Raw genomic sequence first — 14,305 nt, forward strand, 5'->3', positions numbered from 1 at the left:
GCGCTCGCCGGGCGTGGCCCGGCGGAACTGCGCGCTCAGGCCACCACTTCATCCAGCGAATCGATGATCTGCTGCAGCGGCGCCGGCCGCCCCAGCAGATAGCCCTGCACCTGGTCGCAGCCGTGCGCGGCCAGCCAGTTCAGCTGGCCCGGTGTTTCCACGCCTTCGGCGATGATGGTCAGCCCCATGCTGTGGCCCAGCGACAGCAGCGCGCGGCAGATCGAGGCATTGCGCGGGTTGGTTTCCACATCGGCCACGAAACTGCGGTCGATCTTCAGGATGTCCAGCGGCAGGTGCTGCAGGTAGGACATGCTGGAATAGCCGGTGCCGAAATCGTCCAGCGATACGCTGATGCCCTGCTCGTGCAGGCGCTGCATGGTCTGCAATGCCTGCGCCGGCTTGCGCATCAGGCTGCTCTCGGTCAGTTCCATGTGCAGCGCACCGCGGGCCAGGCCGAAATCCTTCTGCGCGCGGGTGAACTCGGCCACCAGGTCGCTGTTGAAGAACTGCACCGCCGACACGTTCACCGCGATCGACAGCTCGCCCCAACCCGCATCCACCAGCCGCCGCTGCGCCTGTGCCGCCGCACGGATCACCCAGCGGCCGAGCGCCAGGATCAGCCCGGTGTCCTCGCACAGCTGGATGAACTCGTTGGGCGGAATGAAGCTGCCATCGGCCTGCGGCCAGCGCAGCAGTGCTTCCAGCGCGGCCGGGCTGCCATCGCTGGCATGGCGGATCGGCTGGAAATACAGCTGGAATTCGTTGTCGATGGCGGCATGGATGCGCGCGGCCAGGCGCAGGCGGTCAGCCAGGCGCGTGGTCACTGCGGTATCGAACCACGCCACCACGTTGCCTTCGGCGCGTGCGGCATGCGCGGCCTGCGCGGCCATGCCGATCACCTGCTCGGCGCTGTGCCCATCGCCCACCGCGTGCACGGCCATACCGATGCGTGGCTCGAACTGGTGCAGCGAATCCTTGCCGCGCATCGGCGCCGAGACGATCTGCAGCAGTTCATCCAGCGCCCGCTGCGCGGTGTGCTCGCCGCCGATGGCCAGCACGAAATCCTCGGCCGGCTGGAAGGCCAGGGTGCCGAAGCGCGCACCCAGGCCGCCCAGGCGCTGTGCCATCGACTGCAGCACTGCATCGCCGATCTCACGGCCCAGCGTATCGGCCACCAGCTGCAGGCCCCGCAGCTGCACGTAGGCGATGGTATAGGCCCCTTCCTGCGCATCCAGCTGCTCGGTCAGCGCGCGCACGGTCAGCAGGCCGGTGTCCGGGTTGTGCCGCGCGCGGTAGGCCAGATCACGTTCGTAGGCCAGACGCTCGCTGACATCCTCGGCCAGTACCAGGCACGCCGGGCGACCGTCGAAATCCAGCATGGACAGATGCGCGCGCACCTCGAATTCGCTGCCATCGCGGCGCCGGTGCATGCGTACCGTCGATTCGGGCAGCCCATCCACCCGCGCCCGGGCGATGGCCCCCATCACCTCATCCCAGCCCCCACGCGGCCGGATGTCCAGAATGCTCATCGCCAGGAACTCCTCCCGGCTGTAGCCATACTGTTCGACGGCCGCCTGGTTGACCTCCAGGAAACGCAGGCTGCCCGGATCGAATACCCAGAACGGCGCCGGATTGCGGTCGAACAGCAACCGGAAGCGGCGCTCGGCATGGCTCATCTGCTCACGCGCCCGGTAGCGCTCGGTCTGGTCGGTCAACGCGCCGATCATGCGGCGCTGGCGATCGGCCACTTCCACCCGCTGGCCACGCGCGGCCACCCAACGCACCTGGCCACCGGGCAGCACCAGGCGGAATTCCTCGTCCAGTACTTCATCGCCGGCAAACGCCTGGTTGAAGGCATGCTGCAGGCGCTCGCTGTCCTCGTGGTGCACGCGGTTGAAGAACTCGGCCACGGGCATGGCGTCGGTGTTCACCGCGAAGATCTCGCGGGCCAGCGGCGACCAGTGCAGCAGCGCCGCGTCCTCGTCCACGTGCCAGGTGCAGACCCGGCCCGCCTGGTGGGCCAGGGCCAGTTCGGCATGGCCGGTACGCAGTTCCTCGGCCATCGACTGCTGGCTGCGGGTGCTGCGGCGCACCGCATACAGCAGCACCAGCAGCACACCGGTGTAGGCCAGCATGATGGCCACGGCCGCCTGCAGGTAGGGCCACCACGGCGCCAGCACATCCTCGTCGGCCAGGCCCACCTGCACCGCCAGCGGGCTGCGCTGCAGCGTGCTGATGGTGGAAATGCGCGGGATGCCGTCCACCGCTCCGGGGAGGCTGCCCAGTTCGACCACGGTCGCGCGGCCCAGCAGTTCACGGCCCGGCAGCCGGTAGCGGCGGCCGACCGTGCCCTGCGGGTCGGGGACGCGGGCCAGCATGGCGCCATCACGGTCACTGATCGACACCAGCCCATGGCTGCCCACGTCCAGGCCGCTGACGATGCGCTGCAGTTCGTCGCAGTGCAGGCGCGCCAGCAGCCAGCGGTCGCCCGCCATGGGCAGTGCCAGCGGCACCACCCAGCGGCCATCGATGGCCTGCTGCGGCGGGCCCAGGTACAGCGCACTGCCCTGCCCGCGGCGCTGCGGGTCACTCCACAGCGGCAGCTGCAGGTCGCCCTTGCCGGCAGTCAGCGCACGGCCGTAGGCATCCAGCACGACGATGCTTTCCAGTTCCGCATGGCGGGCGAGCACACCGCTGATGGCCGCATCCAGCAGCGCCGGCGCCTGTGCCGGCACAGTGCGGAACAGCTCGGCGGCATCGGCGGCGATACCGCCCATGGCCCGTTCCAGGTTGCGCAGCTCCATCGCCAGCAGCCGCTCGGTGCCCACCGCCAAGGCATGGCTCTGCCGCTGCGCGGCTTCCAGGCGGCGCTGGTAATCATTGGCCAGCATCACCGCCAGCACGACCGCCAGCAGCACGCCCACGGCAATGCCGCCCCAGGTGATGGCGCGCAGCGGCCGGGCCAGTGCGTGCCTCAGCCCTGGCATCGGTCGGTGTTCCCTGTGCAGACGACTGGCTTCATGCGCGAACGATTCCTCCACATCCCCGACCAGAGCGGCCGCAGATCTGCATTCTTGACGCCTGGGTCTGCCCGCTGCGCCACCTTCCCCATGGCCGCACCGGATTCCAGCCTGCAGCATGCACCACCCCGATGACGGCGTGAAGATCGCACGTGCGTGTTCAGCCAGATCGCGCACAGCCCTGCCCCCGTGGCAGTGCGGCCAGTACCCGCGCAGGGGATTAGACTTGGGGTTTTCCCGCCGCAAGAGAAGTCCATGTCCAAGCTGCGCCGTCCCACCCTGGCGCTGGCCATCCTCGCCAGCCTGTCCCTGGCCGCCTGCGACCGCCCGGCCGAACCGGCCGCCGGCACCGCCGCGCCGGCCGATGCCACCCCTGCCCCGGCCAAGCCGATGCTGGGCAGCTTCGGCTTCGATGCCAGCGGCATGGACCGCAGCGTTGCCGCCGGCGACGACTTCTTCGGCTTCGCCAACGGCACCTGGGTGAAGAACACCGAGATTCCGGCCGACCGCTCGCGCTTTGGCAGCTTCAACGTCATCGCCGAAAAGACCCAGGCCGATACCCGCGCGATCCTCGAAGGTGCTGCCGGCAACGCCCAGGCCAGCGGCGATGACAAGCTGATCGGTGATTACTACGCCGCGTTCATGGACGAGGCCGGCATCGAGAAGCGCGGCCTGGCCCCGGTGCAGCCGCAGCTGGCCGCCATCGGCGGCATCGCCGACAAGGCGGCCCTGGCGCGTGCGCTGGGCGACGACATGCGTGCCGACGTCGACCTGCTCAACGCCACCAATTTCTACACCGACCATCTGTTCGGCCTGTGGGTGTCGGTGGACATGCTGCAGCCGGACCGCACCGCGCCGTACCTGGTGCAGGGCGGCCTGGGCATGCCCGACCGCGATTTCTACCTGGGTGATGGCCGCATGGCCGAGCTGCGCAAGCAGTACCAGGCCTACATCGCACAGGTACTGCAGCTGGCCGGCGTGGCCGACCCGGCCGGCAAGGCGCAGCGCATCCTGGCGCTGGAAACGAAGATCGCCCAGGCCCACGCCAGCCAGGAAGAGACCAACAACGTAACCCTGGGTGCCAACCCGTGGACGCAGGCCGACTTCAACGCCAAGGCGCCGGGCATGGACTGGGCGGCGTTCCTGGAGGCGGCCAAGCTGGGCCAGCAGCAGGACTTCATCGTCTGGCAGCCCAAGGCCGTGGCCGGCCTGTCCAGGCTGGTGGCCACCGAGCCGCTGGACGTGTGGAAGGACTACATGACCTTCCACGCGCTGGACCGCGCCGCCGCCTACCTGCCCAAGACCTTTGCCGACGCCCGCTTCGCCTTCCACGGCACCGCGCTGAGCGGCACGCCGCAGCAGAGCGACCGCTGGAAGCGTGCGGTGGACGATGCCAACCACGCCGTGGGTGAGGCCATCGGCAAGCGCTATGTGGAAAAGCACTTCGACGCGAAGACCAAGGAGCGTGCTGACGAGATGGCGAAGAACATCATCGCCGCCTTCGCCAAGCGCATCGACGCCCTGGCCTGGATGTCGCCGCAGACCAAGGCACACGCCAAGGCCAAGGTGGCCGGCCTGACCGTGGGCATGGGCTACCCGGACAAGTGGCGCGACTACACCGGCCTGGAGATCCGCCGTGACGATCCGCTGGGCAACGCGCAGCGCGCCGAACGCTTCGAGTACGAGCGCAACATCGCCAAGCTGGGCAAGCCGGTCGACCACAGCGAGTGGGCGATGCTGCCGCAGACCATCAACGCGATGAACGTGCCGCTGGAAAACCGCCTGGTGTTCCCGGCCGCGATCCTGCAGCCGCCGTTCTTCGACGGCGCCGCCGACGATGCGGTGAACTACGGTGCCATCGGCGCGGTGATCGGCCACGAGATCAGCCACGGTTTCGACAACGCCGGTGCACTGTTCGATGAAACCGGCAAGCTGCACAACTGGTGGACGGCTGAAGACCTCAAGCAGTTCAACGCTGCGGGTGATGCACTGGCCGCGCAGTTCAGCAGCTATGAGCCGTTCCCCGGCGTGCACGTCAACGGCAAGCTGACCCTGGGCGAGAACATCGCCGACGTGGCCGGCCTGGGCACCGCCTACGACGCCTACCAGCTGTCGCTGCAGGGCAAGCCGGGGCAGCCCCTGGAAGGCTTCACCCCGGACCAGCGCTTCTTCCTCGGCTTCGCCCAGGCGTGGCGCAGCAAGAGCCGCGAGCAGGCCCTGCGCAATGGGCTGCTGACCGATGTGCATGCACCGGGCCAGTACCGTGCGCTGACCGTGCGCAACATCGACGCCTGGTACCCGGCGTTTGAAGTGAAGGAAGGCCAGAAGCTGTACCTGGCCCCGGACAAGCGGGTCAAGGTGTGGTGATGTGATGCGAACGGGTGCCGCGAGGCGCCCGTTTTTTTTGGAAGAGCGGGTACGGGATGCTCTGGTAGGTGCCAACCTTGGTTGGCACGATCCGTCCGGTACCCCATCCACGCATGGCGTGGATCTACTCTGTGCCAACCTTGGTTGGCGCTTTTACGCCACCGTGAAATGCGTGCCAACCAAGGTTGGCACCTACCGGAGCATTTCGGGCCACTCGCGCAACACCTGCACCGGCACACCCACGCGTGCGCAGGCGCGCGTGGCCAGGCCATCGGGCAACGCGCGGCGGAACAGCGGTGCCATGCCCTGCATCAGCTTGGCCGACGCGGCTGCCTGCGTGCGCTGGCCGGCGCTGCGTTCCAGCATCGCTTCGGCCCAGTCGGGCATCAGCGCGGCACCGGCGCCGAGGAACACCGCGCGCGACAGGCCCGGAATCGGCACCGGCAGGTTGACCGACGACAGCACCTCCAGCACCTCGCGCGAACGCGCATCGGCCAGCAGTTCCGGCTGCCGCGCACAGAAATAGGCCGCCACTTCCGCCTCGCTGCGCGGCACGTCCACCGCACCCAGCGCCTCGGCCACGCAGCGGTACTCGTCGTAGTAGCGGTCGGCAATCTCCACCGGCACCTCGCGCCCGTAGCGGCGATAGCCCTGCAGGAAGCCGAACGCCTCGGTCACGTGCACCCACGTCAACAGCTGCGGGTCATCAGCCGCGTAGGCCTCGCCCTGCGCGGTGCGGCCGCGGATCTGCGCATGGATGCGGCGCACCTTGGCAACAAGTTTTTCCACTTCCCCGGCCGGGGCATAGCTGGTGCCGGCCACGAACGCGGTGGTCCGGCGCAGGCGGCCGACCAGGTCCTGGCGGAAGTTGGAGTGGTCGTACACGCCGGCCAGCGCACGCGGGTGCAGGGTCTGCAGCATCAGCGCACACAGGCCGCCGGCCAGCATCGAGGGCAGCTCGGCGTGCATGCGCCAGGTCACGCTGTCCGGCCCGAACCAGCCGGGGTCGCCCAGCGGATGGTCATAATCGATGCCGCTCTGGCCGCGCGGGAAGGCATCGAGCACCCAGCGCCGGATGGGCGCGGTGACGGGGCGGGAAAGGCGGTGCAGCAACGGCGGCATCTTCGGTCCAGGCGGTGACGGAATCGGCCGCGGTCTGCGCGGTCCACCCCGATTCTGGGCGATCACGCACGGTGCGGCGAGCCCGGCGGCTCAGCCAGGGTTCCATGTGCGGCCGCAGCACATTTCACCCTGCGACATCCTGTCGCAGGCATCCTGCGCGATGGTGCGCTGCACCAACCTTCACCTGTTCATACAGAACCCTTGCCGCCGTAGGCATTGCGCCCATTGCACGGCCCGCTGGAAGTGCTAGAACTGAACCCGCCACACCGTCCAATGCTGATCGACGCACGTTCCACAAGGGAGCCAGCCATGATTGCTTTGTTCAAGGGTTTGGGACTACTGCTTCGCGACAACGAGCTCTACCACAGCCCGTTCGATAAACAGGTCGCGCACTGGCGCAACCTCAGCGAGCAGCAGATCCGCGAGGAAGTGGCGGTGCTGGCCCAGGCCAAGTGCCAATGGCTGATCGCCTCGATCATCGGCTGGCAGGCGGCGTCGCTGCTCATCCTCGGCCTGATCGCCAACTATCTCTGGCGCGACGATTATCACATCACCTTCACCCGCGTGGTCGTGGTGTTCGGCTCGTGGGTATCGATCCTGTTCGTCATCTGGTTCATGGCCAACATGTTCGACCAGCAGGCCGGTTTCGAGCGCTGGATGAAGGCGTTCAACAGCCGTGCCCGCATCACCTCCAAGGCCGACAGCGTCGAATGCGTGGCCGAGGCGCTGGATCTGGCCGAGCATTACCCGGAAGTGCTGGACTACAAGCAGGCAGTCACCAGCAGGCGCGAGCTGCGCCACGAGGACATCCGCATCATGACCGAGATCGGGCGCATGCGGCAGCACTCGGAACTGGTGGGCCGGCTCAACCATGTCGGCGAAACCGAACACCACCACGATCTGACCCTGCAGCCGGCGTACTGAGCCCGGCGCACGGTTCCAGGGAAGCGGGGGGAGCCACAATGCCACCGTGCACGGTCACGGTGGCATTGTTCTTTCTACATGCCGCGGAACAGGCTCATGAACGGCTGGCTGACCACCAGCGTTTCCGGACGCTGGCGCAGGCGCAGTACGCCGCGGCCGGTGTCGTCACGGCTGACGGCCGCCACCGCCTTCATGTTGACGATGGTCGACCGATGCACCTGGCGGAAGTGCTGCGGGTCGAGCACTTCCAGCAGTTCGCGCAGCGGCGTGCGCAGCAGGCTCTCGCCAGCGCTGGTGACCACCGTGGTGTACTTGTTGTCGGCGCGGAAATAGACCACGTCCTCCAGCATGATCAGCTGCGTATCGCGGCCATTGCTGGCGGTGATCCAGGCCAGCGGCGGGCGATCACCCGCGCCCTGTGAAGGGCCCAGGCGCTGCAGCAGGCGTTCCAGCACCGCATCGTCCTGGCGAGTGGCCGGCAGCCGCGAAAGGATGCGCACGCGGGTGGCCAGCAGACGCTCGTCGCTGACCGGTTTCAGCAGGTAATCCATCGCGCCCTGCTCGAACGCATCGATGGCGTACTGGTCGTAGGCGGTGACGAACACCACCTGCGTGCGCGGACTCAATTCGGACAGTGCGCGCGCCACTTCGATGCCGCTGATGCCGGGCATGCGGATATCCAGGAAGGCGATGTCCGGCTGCTTTTCGGCCAGCTGTTCCAGCGCGCTGGCGCCATCCTCGCACTCGGCCACCAGCTTCAGCTCCGGCCACAACCGGCCCAGCTGTTCCACCAGCGACTGCCGCAGCAGTTCCTCGTCTTCGGCGATCAGCGCTTCAAGCGGCATGGCTGCGTTCCTTTGCCGGCTGCGGCAGGGTCATGGTGGCGGCAACGCCGCTGGGGAAATTGGCGACGATGGCCACGCCGGCCTGCTCGCCGCAGGTCAGGCGCAGGCGCTCGCGCAGGTTCTTCAGGCCGATGCCGGTGCCGCTGGTGCCCTGGCCGAAGCCCAGGCCGTCGTCGGCCACGGTCACCGTCACGTGGTCATCGAAGCCGCGCGCCAGGATCCAGATCGTGCCACCACCGGGCTTGGGTTCCAGGCCATGCTTGATCGCGTTTTCCACCAGCGTCTGCAGGGCCATCGCCGGCAGGTGCACGCCGTGCAGCTCGTTGGGCACCTGAACGTCCACCGCCAGCCGCGCGCCCATGCGGATGCGCAGGATTTCCAGATAGGCGCGGGTGCGCTCCAGCTCCACGCCCAGCGTGGACACCGACTCATCCACCTGCGGCAACGAACTGCGCAGGTACTGGATGAGGTGGCCGAGCATCTGTTCGGCACGGCCGGGATCGGTGCGGGTGAGCACCTGCGCATTGGCCAGGGTGTTGTAGAGGAAGTGCGGTTCCACCTGCGCGTGCAGCAGGTTCAGGCGGGCCACCGACAGTTCCTTTTCCACCTGGGTCTGCTCGGCGGCGGCCTGCTCGTCGCGGCGCTGGTCGGCCACGCGGCGGGTGATCGCGCGGGTGACCGCCTCGGCGTTCTCGAAATTGCTGCCTTCATCCAGCGCCAGCAGGTCGGCCCACCAGCCCGCATCGGGCTCGAACAGCAGGGTGACGGTGCTGGTGCCCTGCCCCGGGGTGACCGTGGCCTGCACGCTGTTGCGCTTGATGGCCAGGCGCGCCGGCAGGTTCCAGCGCGACGGCTGGCGGCCATTCCAGGGATCGACGCGGCGCACGTAGGCGCGCACCTGCAGGCTGCCGGCAGCGCTTTCCACGTCTTCCACCCGCGGCAGTTCGGCCACCGCCGCCTCGATCAGGGCGAAGGCCGGGCCGGCATCCAGCGGCACCTCGATCTGGCGCCGCTGATGCCCGGACAGGGTGCTGCCGTCGAGGCGGCCCGCGATCAGCCACACCCGGCGCACGTGGGTGATGGCACTGCCCAGCGCGGTGATCATCAGGAACATCGCCAGCAGGCCGAAGATCCAGCCCGGGCCGTCGTTCATGCCGCTGAAGATGCCGCTCCAGACCATGCCGGCCACCAGCAGTGCCACGGCCCAGGCCAACAGGTGACGGAGGATGAGGGTGAGGCTGGCGATCACGGCGGCGCCTTGGAGGAAGGGGGTGAGCCGAGCATAGGCCGGCCCGGCGGGCGAACAAGCGACCTGCGACGAAGCCCCGGAAACCGGGGATGGAAGCTGTTACGGCAACGCCGGGCATGGCCCGGCGCTACCGAAGGGTGGCGGGGCAGCGCCCCGCACTCCCTTATTTGCGCTGGTCGGCGCTGCTGTCACGCACGGCGCGGAACGACTCGTCGGTGCTCCAGTTCGGCCAGCTGCGCGAATTGGCCAGCTGGTTGCCCAGCGTGTAGAGCACTTCCAGGTCGCGGGCGGCACCGGCAAACACCCAGTCCGGCTGCCATTCGTCGCCCTGCTGGTGGTAGCGCTTGGCGGTGTAATCGGCCGAGGCCTTCTTGCCAGCGGCAACCCCGCCGTCCACCCAGTCCTCACCGGCCGACCAGGACAGCGCCGGCACGCCGCGCTTGGCGAACGAGAAGTGATCGGAACGGAAGAACAGGCCTGCTTCCGGCTTCGGGTCCGGGGTGTAGCGGATGTCCCAGCCCTTGGCGACGTCCTTCAACTGGTCCAGCAGTTCGAAGCGCGCCGTACCGTAGATGCCGAAATCACGCGACGGACCGAACGGCGCCATGCCGTCCATGTTGATCGCCGCCACCGTGGTTTCCAGCGGGTACAGCGGATGGGTGGCGTAGTACTCCGAACCCAGCAGGCCCTTTTCCTCGGCGGTGACCGCCAGGAACAGCAGCGAACGCTGCGGGCGCGGGCCCTTGGCAAAACCGCGCGCCAGTTCGATCAGCGAGGCGGTGCCACTGGCGTTGTCCAGCGCGCCGTTGAAGATGCGGTCGCCGCGTGCATCCGGCTCGCCCACGCCGATGTGGTCCCAGTGCGCGCTGTAGATGATGGTCTCGTCGGGGTGGCTGCTGCCTTCCAGGCGTGCGGCCACGTTGTGCGAGGTGATCACTTCGGTCTTCACCGCGTACTTCGCATCCAGGCTGGCGCCGGTCAGCGGCACCGGGGTGAAGTCACGCTGCTGCGCCTTTTTCTTCAGCGCCTCGAAATCCTGCCCGGCGGCGCGGAACAGCTCGACGGCGAGGTCGCGCTGGATCCAGCCTTCCAGCAGCGGGTGGGTCTCGCCCGGGTTGTCGCGCACCACGTCGAACATGGTGTTGGTGTTGGAGCCGGCCACGGTGGCCCAGCCGTACGAGGCCGGTGCGGTCTCGTGCACGATCAGCACGCCCAGCGCGCCCTGGCGTGCGCCTTCTTCGTATTTGTACGGCCAGCGCCCGTACCAGGTCATGCCCTTGCCGTCGAAATCGCCCTTGCCGGTTTCGAAATCGGGGTCGTTGATCAGCACGACGGCGATCTTGCCCTTCAGGTCCACGCCCTTGAAGTCGTCCCAGTTGCGCTCGGGCGCCTTCACGCCATAGCCGAGGAAGACCAGCGGGGCCTTGCTGATGTCGACGGTGGTGGCGCCGTTCATGGCGGCACGCACGGCGATCTGCTTGCCCTGGTCGAGGGTAAGGGTCTTGCCGCCCTGGTGCAGAGCCAGCTGCGGGGTACCGACGATGTCGCCCTTGCGCAGCGGCACGGCCTGGGTCCACAGGCGCTTGCCGTCCTGCAGGTCGCCACCCGGCTGCAGGCCGGCGGCGGCAAACTGCTTGCTGAGGTAGGCAATGGTCTTTTCTTCGCCTGCGGTGGCCGGCGAGCGGCCTTCGTAGGCGTCGGAAGCCAGTTCCTTGACGTCGGCGGAGATCCGCGCGCCATCGAATTTCGGCGTGGCCGCCATCAGTGCGCTCGACACCGACAGGGCCAGCATGCCCAGTACTGCTCGTTTCATTGCTCTCTCCAGCAGGAAAATCCTTCCGGAGTGTAATGGGAATCGGCAGGGCTGCGCCCGGTCGCTGGAACGGCGTTTCGCTCTGGCAGGTGTCGACCTTGGTCGACACTCCACGCCATGCGTGGATGCCGCTTATCGCTGGGCACGCGCCAGCAGCAATGCCCGCTCGCGCGCATTGCCGGTCAACGCCGCCGCCGCGGCAAACGCCTCCCGCGCATCCGGTTCCCGCCCCAGCTGCAGCAGCAGCTCCGCACGCACCACCTGCAACGGCGCATAGCCCTGCAGCCGCGCATCCACCAGCAACGGCTGCAACAACGCCCATGCCGCGAACGCGCCGTCACTGCGTGATACCGCCACCACCCGGTTGAGGGCCACCACCGGCGAAGGCATCACCTGCAGCAACCGCGCATACAACGCGGCAATGGCCGCCCAATCGGTCGCCTCGGCACGCCGAGCGCTGGCATGGCAGGCGGCAATGCGTGCCTGCAGCACGTAGGCATCGTCACTGCCACCGGCCTGCAGGGCGCGGGCCAGCACCTGCTGCCCCCGTTCGATCTGCAGCCAGTCCCAGCGCGCGCGGTTCTGCACGTCCAGCAGAACCGGCTGCCCGTGCGCATCGACACGCGCGGCGGCACGCGAGGCCTGCAGTTCCATCAACGCCAGCAGCCCCAGCACCGGCGGCGCGGGCATCCGATGGGCCAGGATGCGCGCCAGGCGCAACGCCTCCTCGCACAGTGCCGGCCGCATCCAGTCTTCGCCGGCACTGGCCGCATAGCCTTCGTTGAAGACCAGGTAGATCACTTCCAGCACCGAGGCCAGCCGCTCGGGCAGCGCCTCGGCGCGCGGTACTTCATAGGGCACCTGCTTCTGCACCAGGGTGCGCTTGGCGCGCACGATGCGCTGGGCGATGGTCGGCTCCGGCTGCAGGAAGGCGCGGGCGATCTCGGTGGTGGTCAGCCCGCCCAGCAGGCGCAGGGTCAGCGCCACCCGCGCATCGGCCGGCAGCACCGGGTGGCAGGCCACGAACATCAGCCGCAGCAGGTCATCGCCGAGGTCGTCTTCCAGTGCCTGGCTGTCATCGGGTGCGGGCAGCGCCGCCGGGTGCAGTTCCTCGCCCCATTGCGCATGCTGCTGTGCCACGCGCTGGTGCTGGCGCAGCACATCGATGGCACGGTTGCGCGCGGTGGTCATCAGCCAGGCTCCGGGGTTGTCCGGGATGCCCTGTGCTGGCCAGCGCTCCAGCGCGGCCAGCCAGGTGTCCTGGGCCAGCTCCTCGGCGCGGCCGACATCACCGCCGAGCAGCCGCGCCAGGCGCGCGATCAACACCGGCGATTCCATCCGCCAGAGGGTTTCCAGGCGCTGGCTGAGTGCGGGCTCGGTCATGCGCCGATCACAGCACGCACGCCGTGCCCGCACAAGCGCCACCGCGCAGCACCAACCATCAGCCCGGCTCGCCGTCCATGTGCGCGATTTCCCACAGGTGGCCGTCCAGGTCCTGGAAGCCGCGCTGGTACATGAAGCCATAGTCACGCGCCGGCTGCGGTTCGCTGCCACCGGCAGCCAGCGCCTTGTCCACCAGCGCGTCCACCGCCTTGCGGCTGGCTGCGGAAAGGCAGGTGATCACCTCGGTCTGCGCATGCGCATCGGCGATGCCCTTGTTGGTGAACTGCTGGAAGAACGGCTTGACCAGCAGCATCACGAAGATGCTCTCGCTGATGACCATGCAGGCTGCATCGTCGTTGGTGTAGGCCGGGTTGAAGCTGTAGCCCAGCGCGCTGAAGAAATCCTTGGACTGCTGCAGGTCCTGCACGGGCAGGTTGACGAAGATCATCTGCGGTTGTGGTGCGCTCATCGTTGCGGTGTCCTCTGCGGGTGATGGAAAGGAATCAGGGCTGCTTCATGCAGTTGACCATCCACGGCTTGCCGTAGCGATCGATCAGCATGCCCCAGCGATGGGCCCAGAACGTTTCGGCAATCGGCATCTGCACCTGGCCGCCTTCGGCCAGCGCGGCGAACACGCGCTCGGCTTCCTCGATGCTGTCGACGTCGACATTGATGGTGGTCGAACCGCCCTCGCCGCCGCCGGGGCCGTCGGCGGCCATCAGGATGGCGCCACCCATCTCCAGCTGGCTGTGCGCCACGTGGTCGAGGGTCTCCGCTGGCATCTCATTGCAGCCTGGCGAGCCATCGGACGGCGGCATGTCGCGGTACTTCATTTCCGAGGTGACCTGGCCACCGAGTGCCTTGGCATAGAACGCCATCGCATCGTGGGCCTGGCCGCTGAAGCCGAGGAAGGGAATCAGTTTCATGGCAATGCTCCGTAGGTTGGTAGCGCCGGGTCACACCCGGCGAGGGGTCACCGCAATCCAATCACTCTTCCAGCTTTTCCCGCAGACGCTGTTCCTGCTGCTGTAATTCGGGGGTGAAGGCTTCGCCGAAATCCTCGGCGGTGATCAGCGGGCGCAGTTCAAGGGTGCCGCCAGCGCCGAACGGGGCGCGGCTGGCCCACTCGGTGGCCTCGTCCAGCGAGCGCACGTTCCACAGCCAGAAGCCGGCGATCTGCTCGCTGGGCGGCCCGAAGGGTCCGGCCTGGACCTGCGGGGCGGCGGCGCCAAAATGAATGCGGCGGCCACGGGCGGTGGCGTGCAGGCCTTCACCGGCGAGCATGATGCCGGCGGCGACGAGCTGTTCGTTGTAGGCGCCCATGTCGGCCAGTTCCTGCTCGCTGGGCATGCGGCCGGCTTCGGAATCGGCGTTGGCTTTGACGATCACCATCACTTTCATGTCGGTCTCCCGTGGGCGGCGTTCTGCGTGCCCTTCATCGGGTACGACGAACCGGGGGGACGGGAATCGACAGGTCAGTTGAAAATTTTTTTCCTGCGCGGAGAGCGCGCCTGCGGCGGGCGATCGGCGAACGGCGGAGCCCCTCCGTGGTGGGTGTTGGGTTGCTCGATTACCGGGGTTG

General features: G+C 68.0%; 11 protein-coding genes. 2 read left to right on the top strand and 9 right to left on the bottom strand.

Going from position 1 to position 14,305, the window contains the following annotated elements; all coding sequences use genetic code 11:
• Positions 1-35: 35 nt before the first annotated feature.
• Positions 36-2,987, bottom strand: coding sequence for a bifunctional diguanylate cyclase/phosphodiesterase (locus tag VER16_RS09810; RefSeq protein WP_324807634.1), 2,952 nt, complete (start codon positions 2,985-2,987; stop codon positions 36-38).
• Between the two features lie 288 nt (positions 2,988-3,275).
• Between VER16_RS09810 and VER16_RS09815 the strand changes: the two genes are divergently transcribed.
• On the top strand, positions 3,276-5,387 hold the full coding sequence (locus VER16_RS09815; RefSeq protein WP_324807636.1) for a M13 family metallopeptidase: 2,112 nt from the start codon (positions 3,276-3,278) through the stop codon (positions 5,385-5,387).
• A gap of 192 nt (positions 5,388-5,579) precedes the next feature.
• On the opposite strand, the gene VER16_RS09820 is transcribed toward VER16_RS09815, so the two are convergent.
• Positions 5,580-6,509: an oxygenase MpaB family protein gene (locus VER16_RS09820; protein ID WP_324807638.1), complete on the bottom strand. Its 930-nt coding sequence runs from the start codon at positions 6,507-6,509 to the stop codon at positions 5,580-5,582.
• 309 nt (positions 6,510-6,818) lie between these two features.
• Here VER16_RS09820 and VER16_RS09825 point away from each other — a divergent pair, with 309 nt between their 5' ends.
• Entirely contained in the window at positions 6,819-7,433 is a 615-nt protein-coding gene (locus tag VER16_RS09825) for a hypothetical protein (RefSeq protein WP_324807640.1), read from the top strand.
• A gap of 74 nt (positions 7,434-7,507) precedes the next feature.
• Here the strand turns inward: VER16_RS09825 and VER16_RS09830 are convergent, their stop codons facing one another.
• The 7 genes from VER16_RS09830 to VER16_RS09860 all read right to left on the bottom strand — a co-directional run bounded on the left by VER16_RS09830 (position 7,508) and on the right by VER16_RS09860 (position 14,124).
• Positions 7,508-8,278, bottom strand: coding sequence for a LytTR family DNA-binding domain-containing protein (locus tag VER16_RS09830; RefSeq protein ID WP_324807642.1), 771 nt, complete (start codon positions 8,276-8,278; stop codon positions 7,508-7,510).
• Entirely contained in the window at positions 8,268-9,527 is a 1,260-nt protein-coding gene (locus tag VER16_RS09835; RefSeq protein WP_324807644.1) for a sensor histidine kinase, read from the bottom strand. The genes VER16_RS09830 and VER16_RS09835 overlap by 11 nt, the downstream gene beginning before the upstream one ends.
• A gap of 163 nt (positions 9,528-9,690) precedes the next feature.
• A complete protein-coding gene (locus VER16_RS09840; RefSeq protein WP_324807646.1) occupies positions 9,691-11,340 on the bottom strand; it encodes a M28 family metallopeptidase in 1,650 nt (549 codons plus the stop codon).
• Positions 11,341-11,472: 132 nt separating this feature from the next.
• Complete coding sequence (locus VER16_RS09845; protein ID WP_324807648.1) at positions 11,473-12,723, bottom strand: RNA polymerase sigma factor; 1,251 nt, start codon at positions 12,721-12,723, stop codon at positions 11,473-11,475.
• 58 nt (positions 12,724-12,781) lie between these two features.
• A complete protein-coding gene (locus VER16_RS09850) occupies positions 12,782-13,192 on the bottom strand; it encodes a VOC family protein (RefSeq protein WP_324807650.1) in 411 nt (136 codons plus the stop codon).
• Positions 13,193-13,226: 34 nt separating this feature from the next.
• Positions 13,227-13,649, bottom strand: a complete 423-nt coding sequence (locus tag VER16_RS09855; RefSeq protein ID WP_324807652.1) for a VOC family protein — start codon at positions 13,647-13,649, stop codon at positions 13,227-13,229.
• A 61-nt stretch (positions 13,650-13,710) separates the two neighbouring features.
• A complete protein-coding gene (locus VER16_RS09860; protein WP_324807654.1) occupies positions 13,711-14,124 on the bottom strand; it encodes a YciI family protein in 414 nt (137 codons plus the stop codon).
• Positions 14,125-14,305 lie beyond the last annotated feature (181 nt).

This window comes from Stenotrophomonas sp., assembly GCF_035634915.1.
Classification (GTDB): domain Bacteria; phylum Pseudomonadota; class Gammaproteobacteria; order Xanthomonadales; family Xanthomonadaceae; genus Stenotrophomonas.

What these genes read in the sequence shown, in the direction of transcription:
- VER16_RS09810 (WP_324807634.1), bottom strand. Translation starts at nt 2,987, where the DNA reads ATGCCAGGGCTGAGGCACGCACTGGCCCGGCCGCTGCGCGCCATCACC.
- VER16_RS09815 (WP_324807636.1), top strand. Translation starts at nt 3,276, where the DNA reads ATGTCCAAGCTGCGCCGTCCCACCCTGGCGCTGGCCATCCTCGCCAGC.
- VER16_RS09820 (WP_324807638.1), bottom strand. Translation starts at nt 6,509, where the DNA reads ATGCCGCCGTTGCTGCACCGCCTTTCCCGCCCCGTCACCGCGCCCATC.
- VER16_RS09825 (WP_324807640.1), top strand. Translation starts at nt 6,819, where the DNA reads ATGATTGCTTTGTTCAAGGGTTTGGGACTACTGCTTCGCGACAACGAG.
- VER16_RS09830 (WP_324807642.1), bottom strand. Translation starts at nt 8,278, where the DNA reads ATGCCGCTTGAAGCGCTGATCGCCGAAGACGAGGAACTGCTGCGGCAG.
- VER16_RS09840 (WP_324807646.1), bottom strand. Translation starts at nt 11,340, where the DNA reads ATGAAACGAGCAGTACTGGGCATGCTGGCCCTGTCGGTGTCGAGCGCA.
- VER16_RS09845 (WP_324807648.1), bottom strand. Translation starts at nt 12,723, where the DNA reads ATGACCGAGCCCGCACTCAGCCAGCGCCTGGAAACCCTCTGGCGGATG.
- VER16_RS09850 (WP_324807650.1), bottom strand. Translation starts at nt 13,192, where the DNA reads ATGAGCGCACCACAACCGCAGATGATCTTCGTCAACCTGCCCGTGCAG.
- VER16_RS09855 (WP_324807652.1), bottom strand. Translation starts at nt 13,649, where the DNA reads ATGAAACTGATTCCCTTCCTCGGCTTCAGCGGCCAGGCCCACGATGCG.
- VER16_RS09860 (WP_324807654.1), bottom strand. Translation starts at nt 14,124, where the DNA reads ATGAAAGTGATGGTGATCGTCAAAGCCAACGCCGATTCCGAAGCCGGC.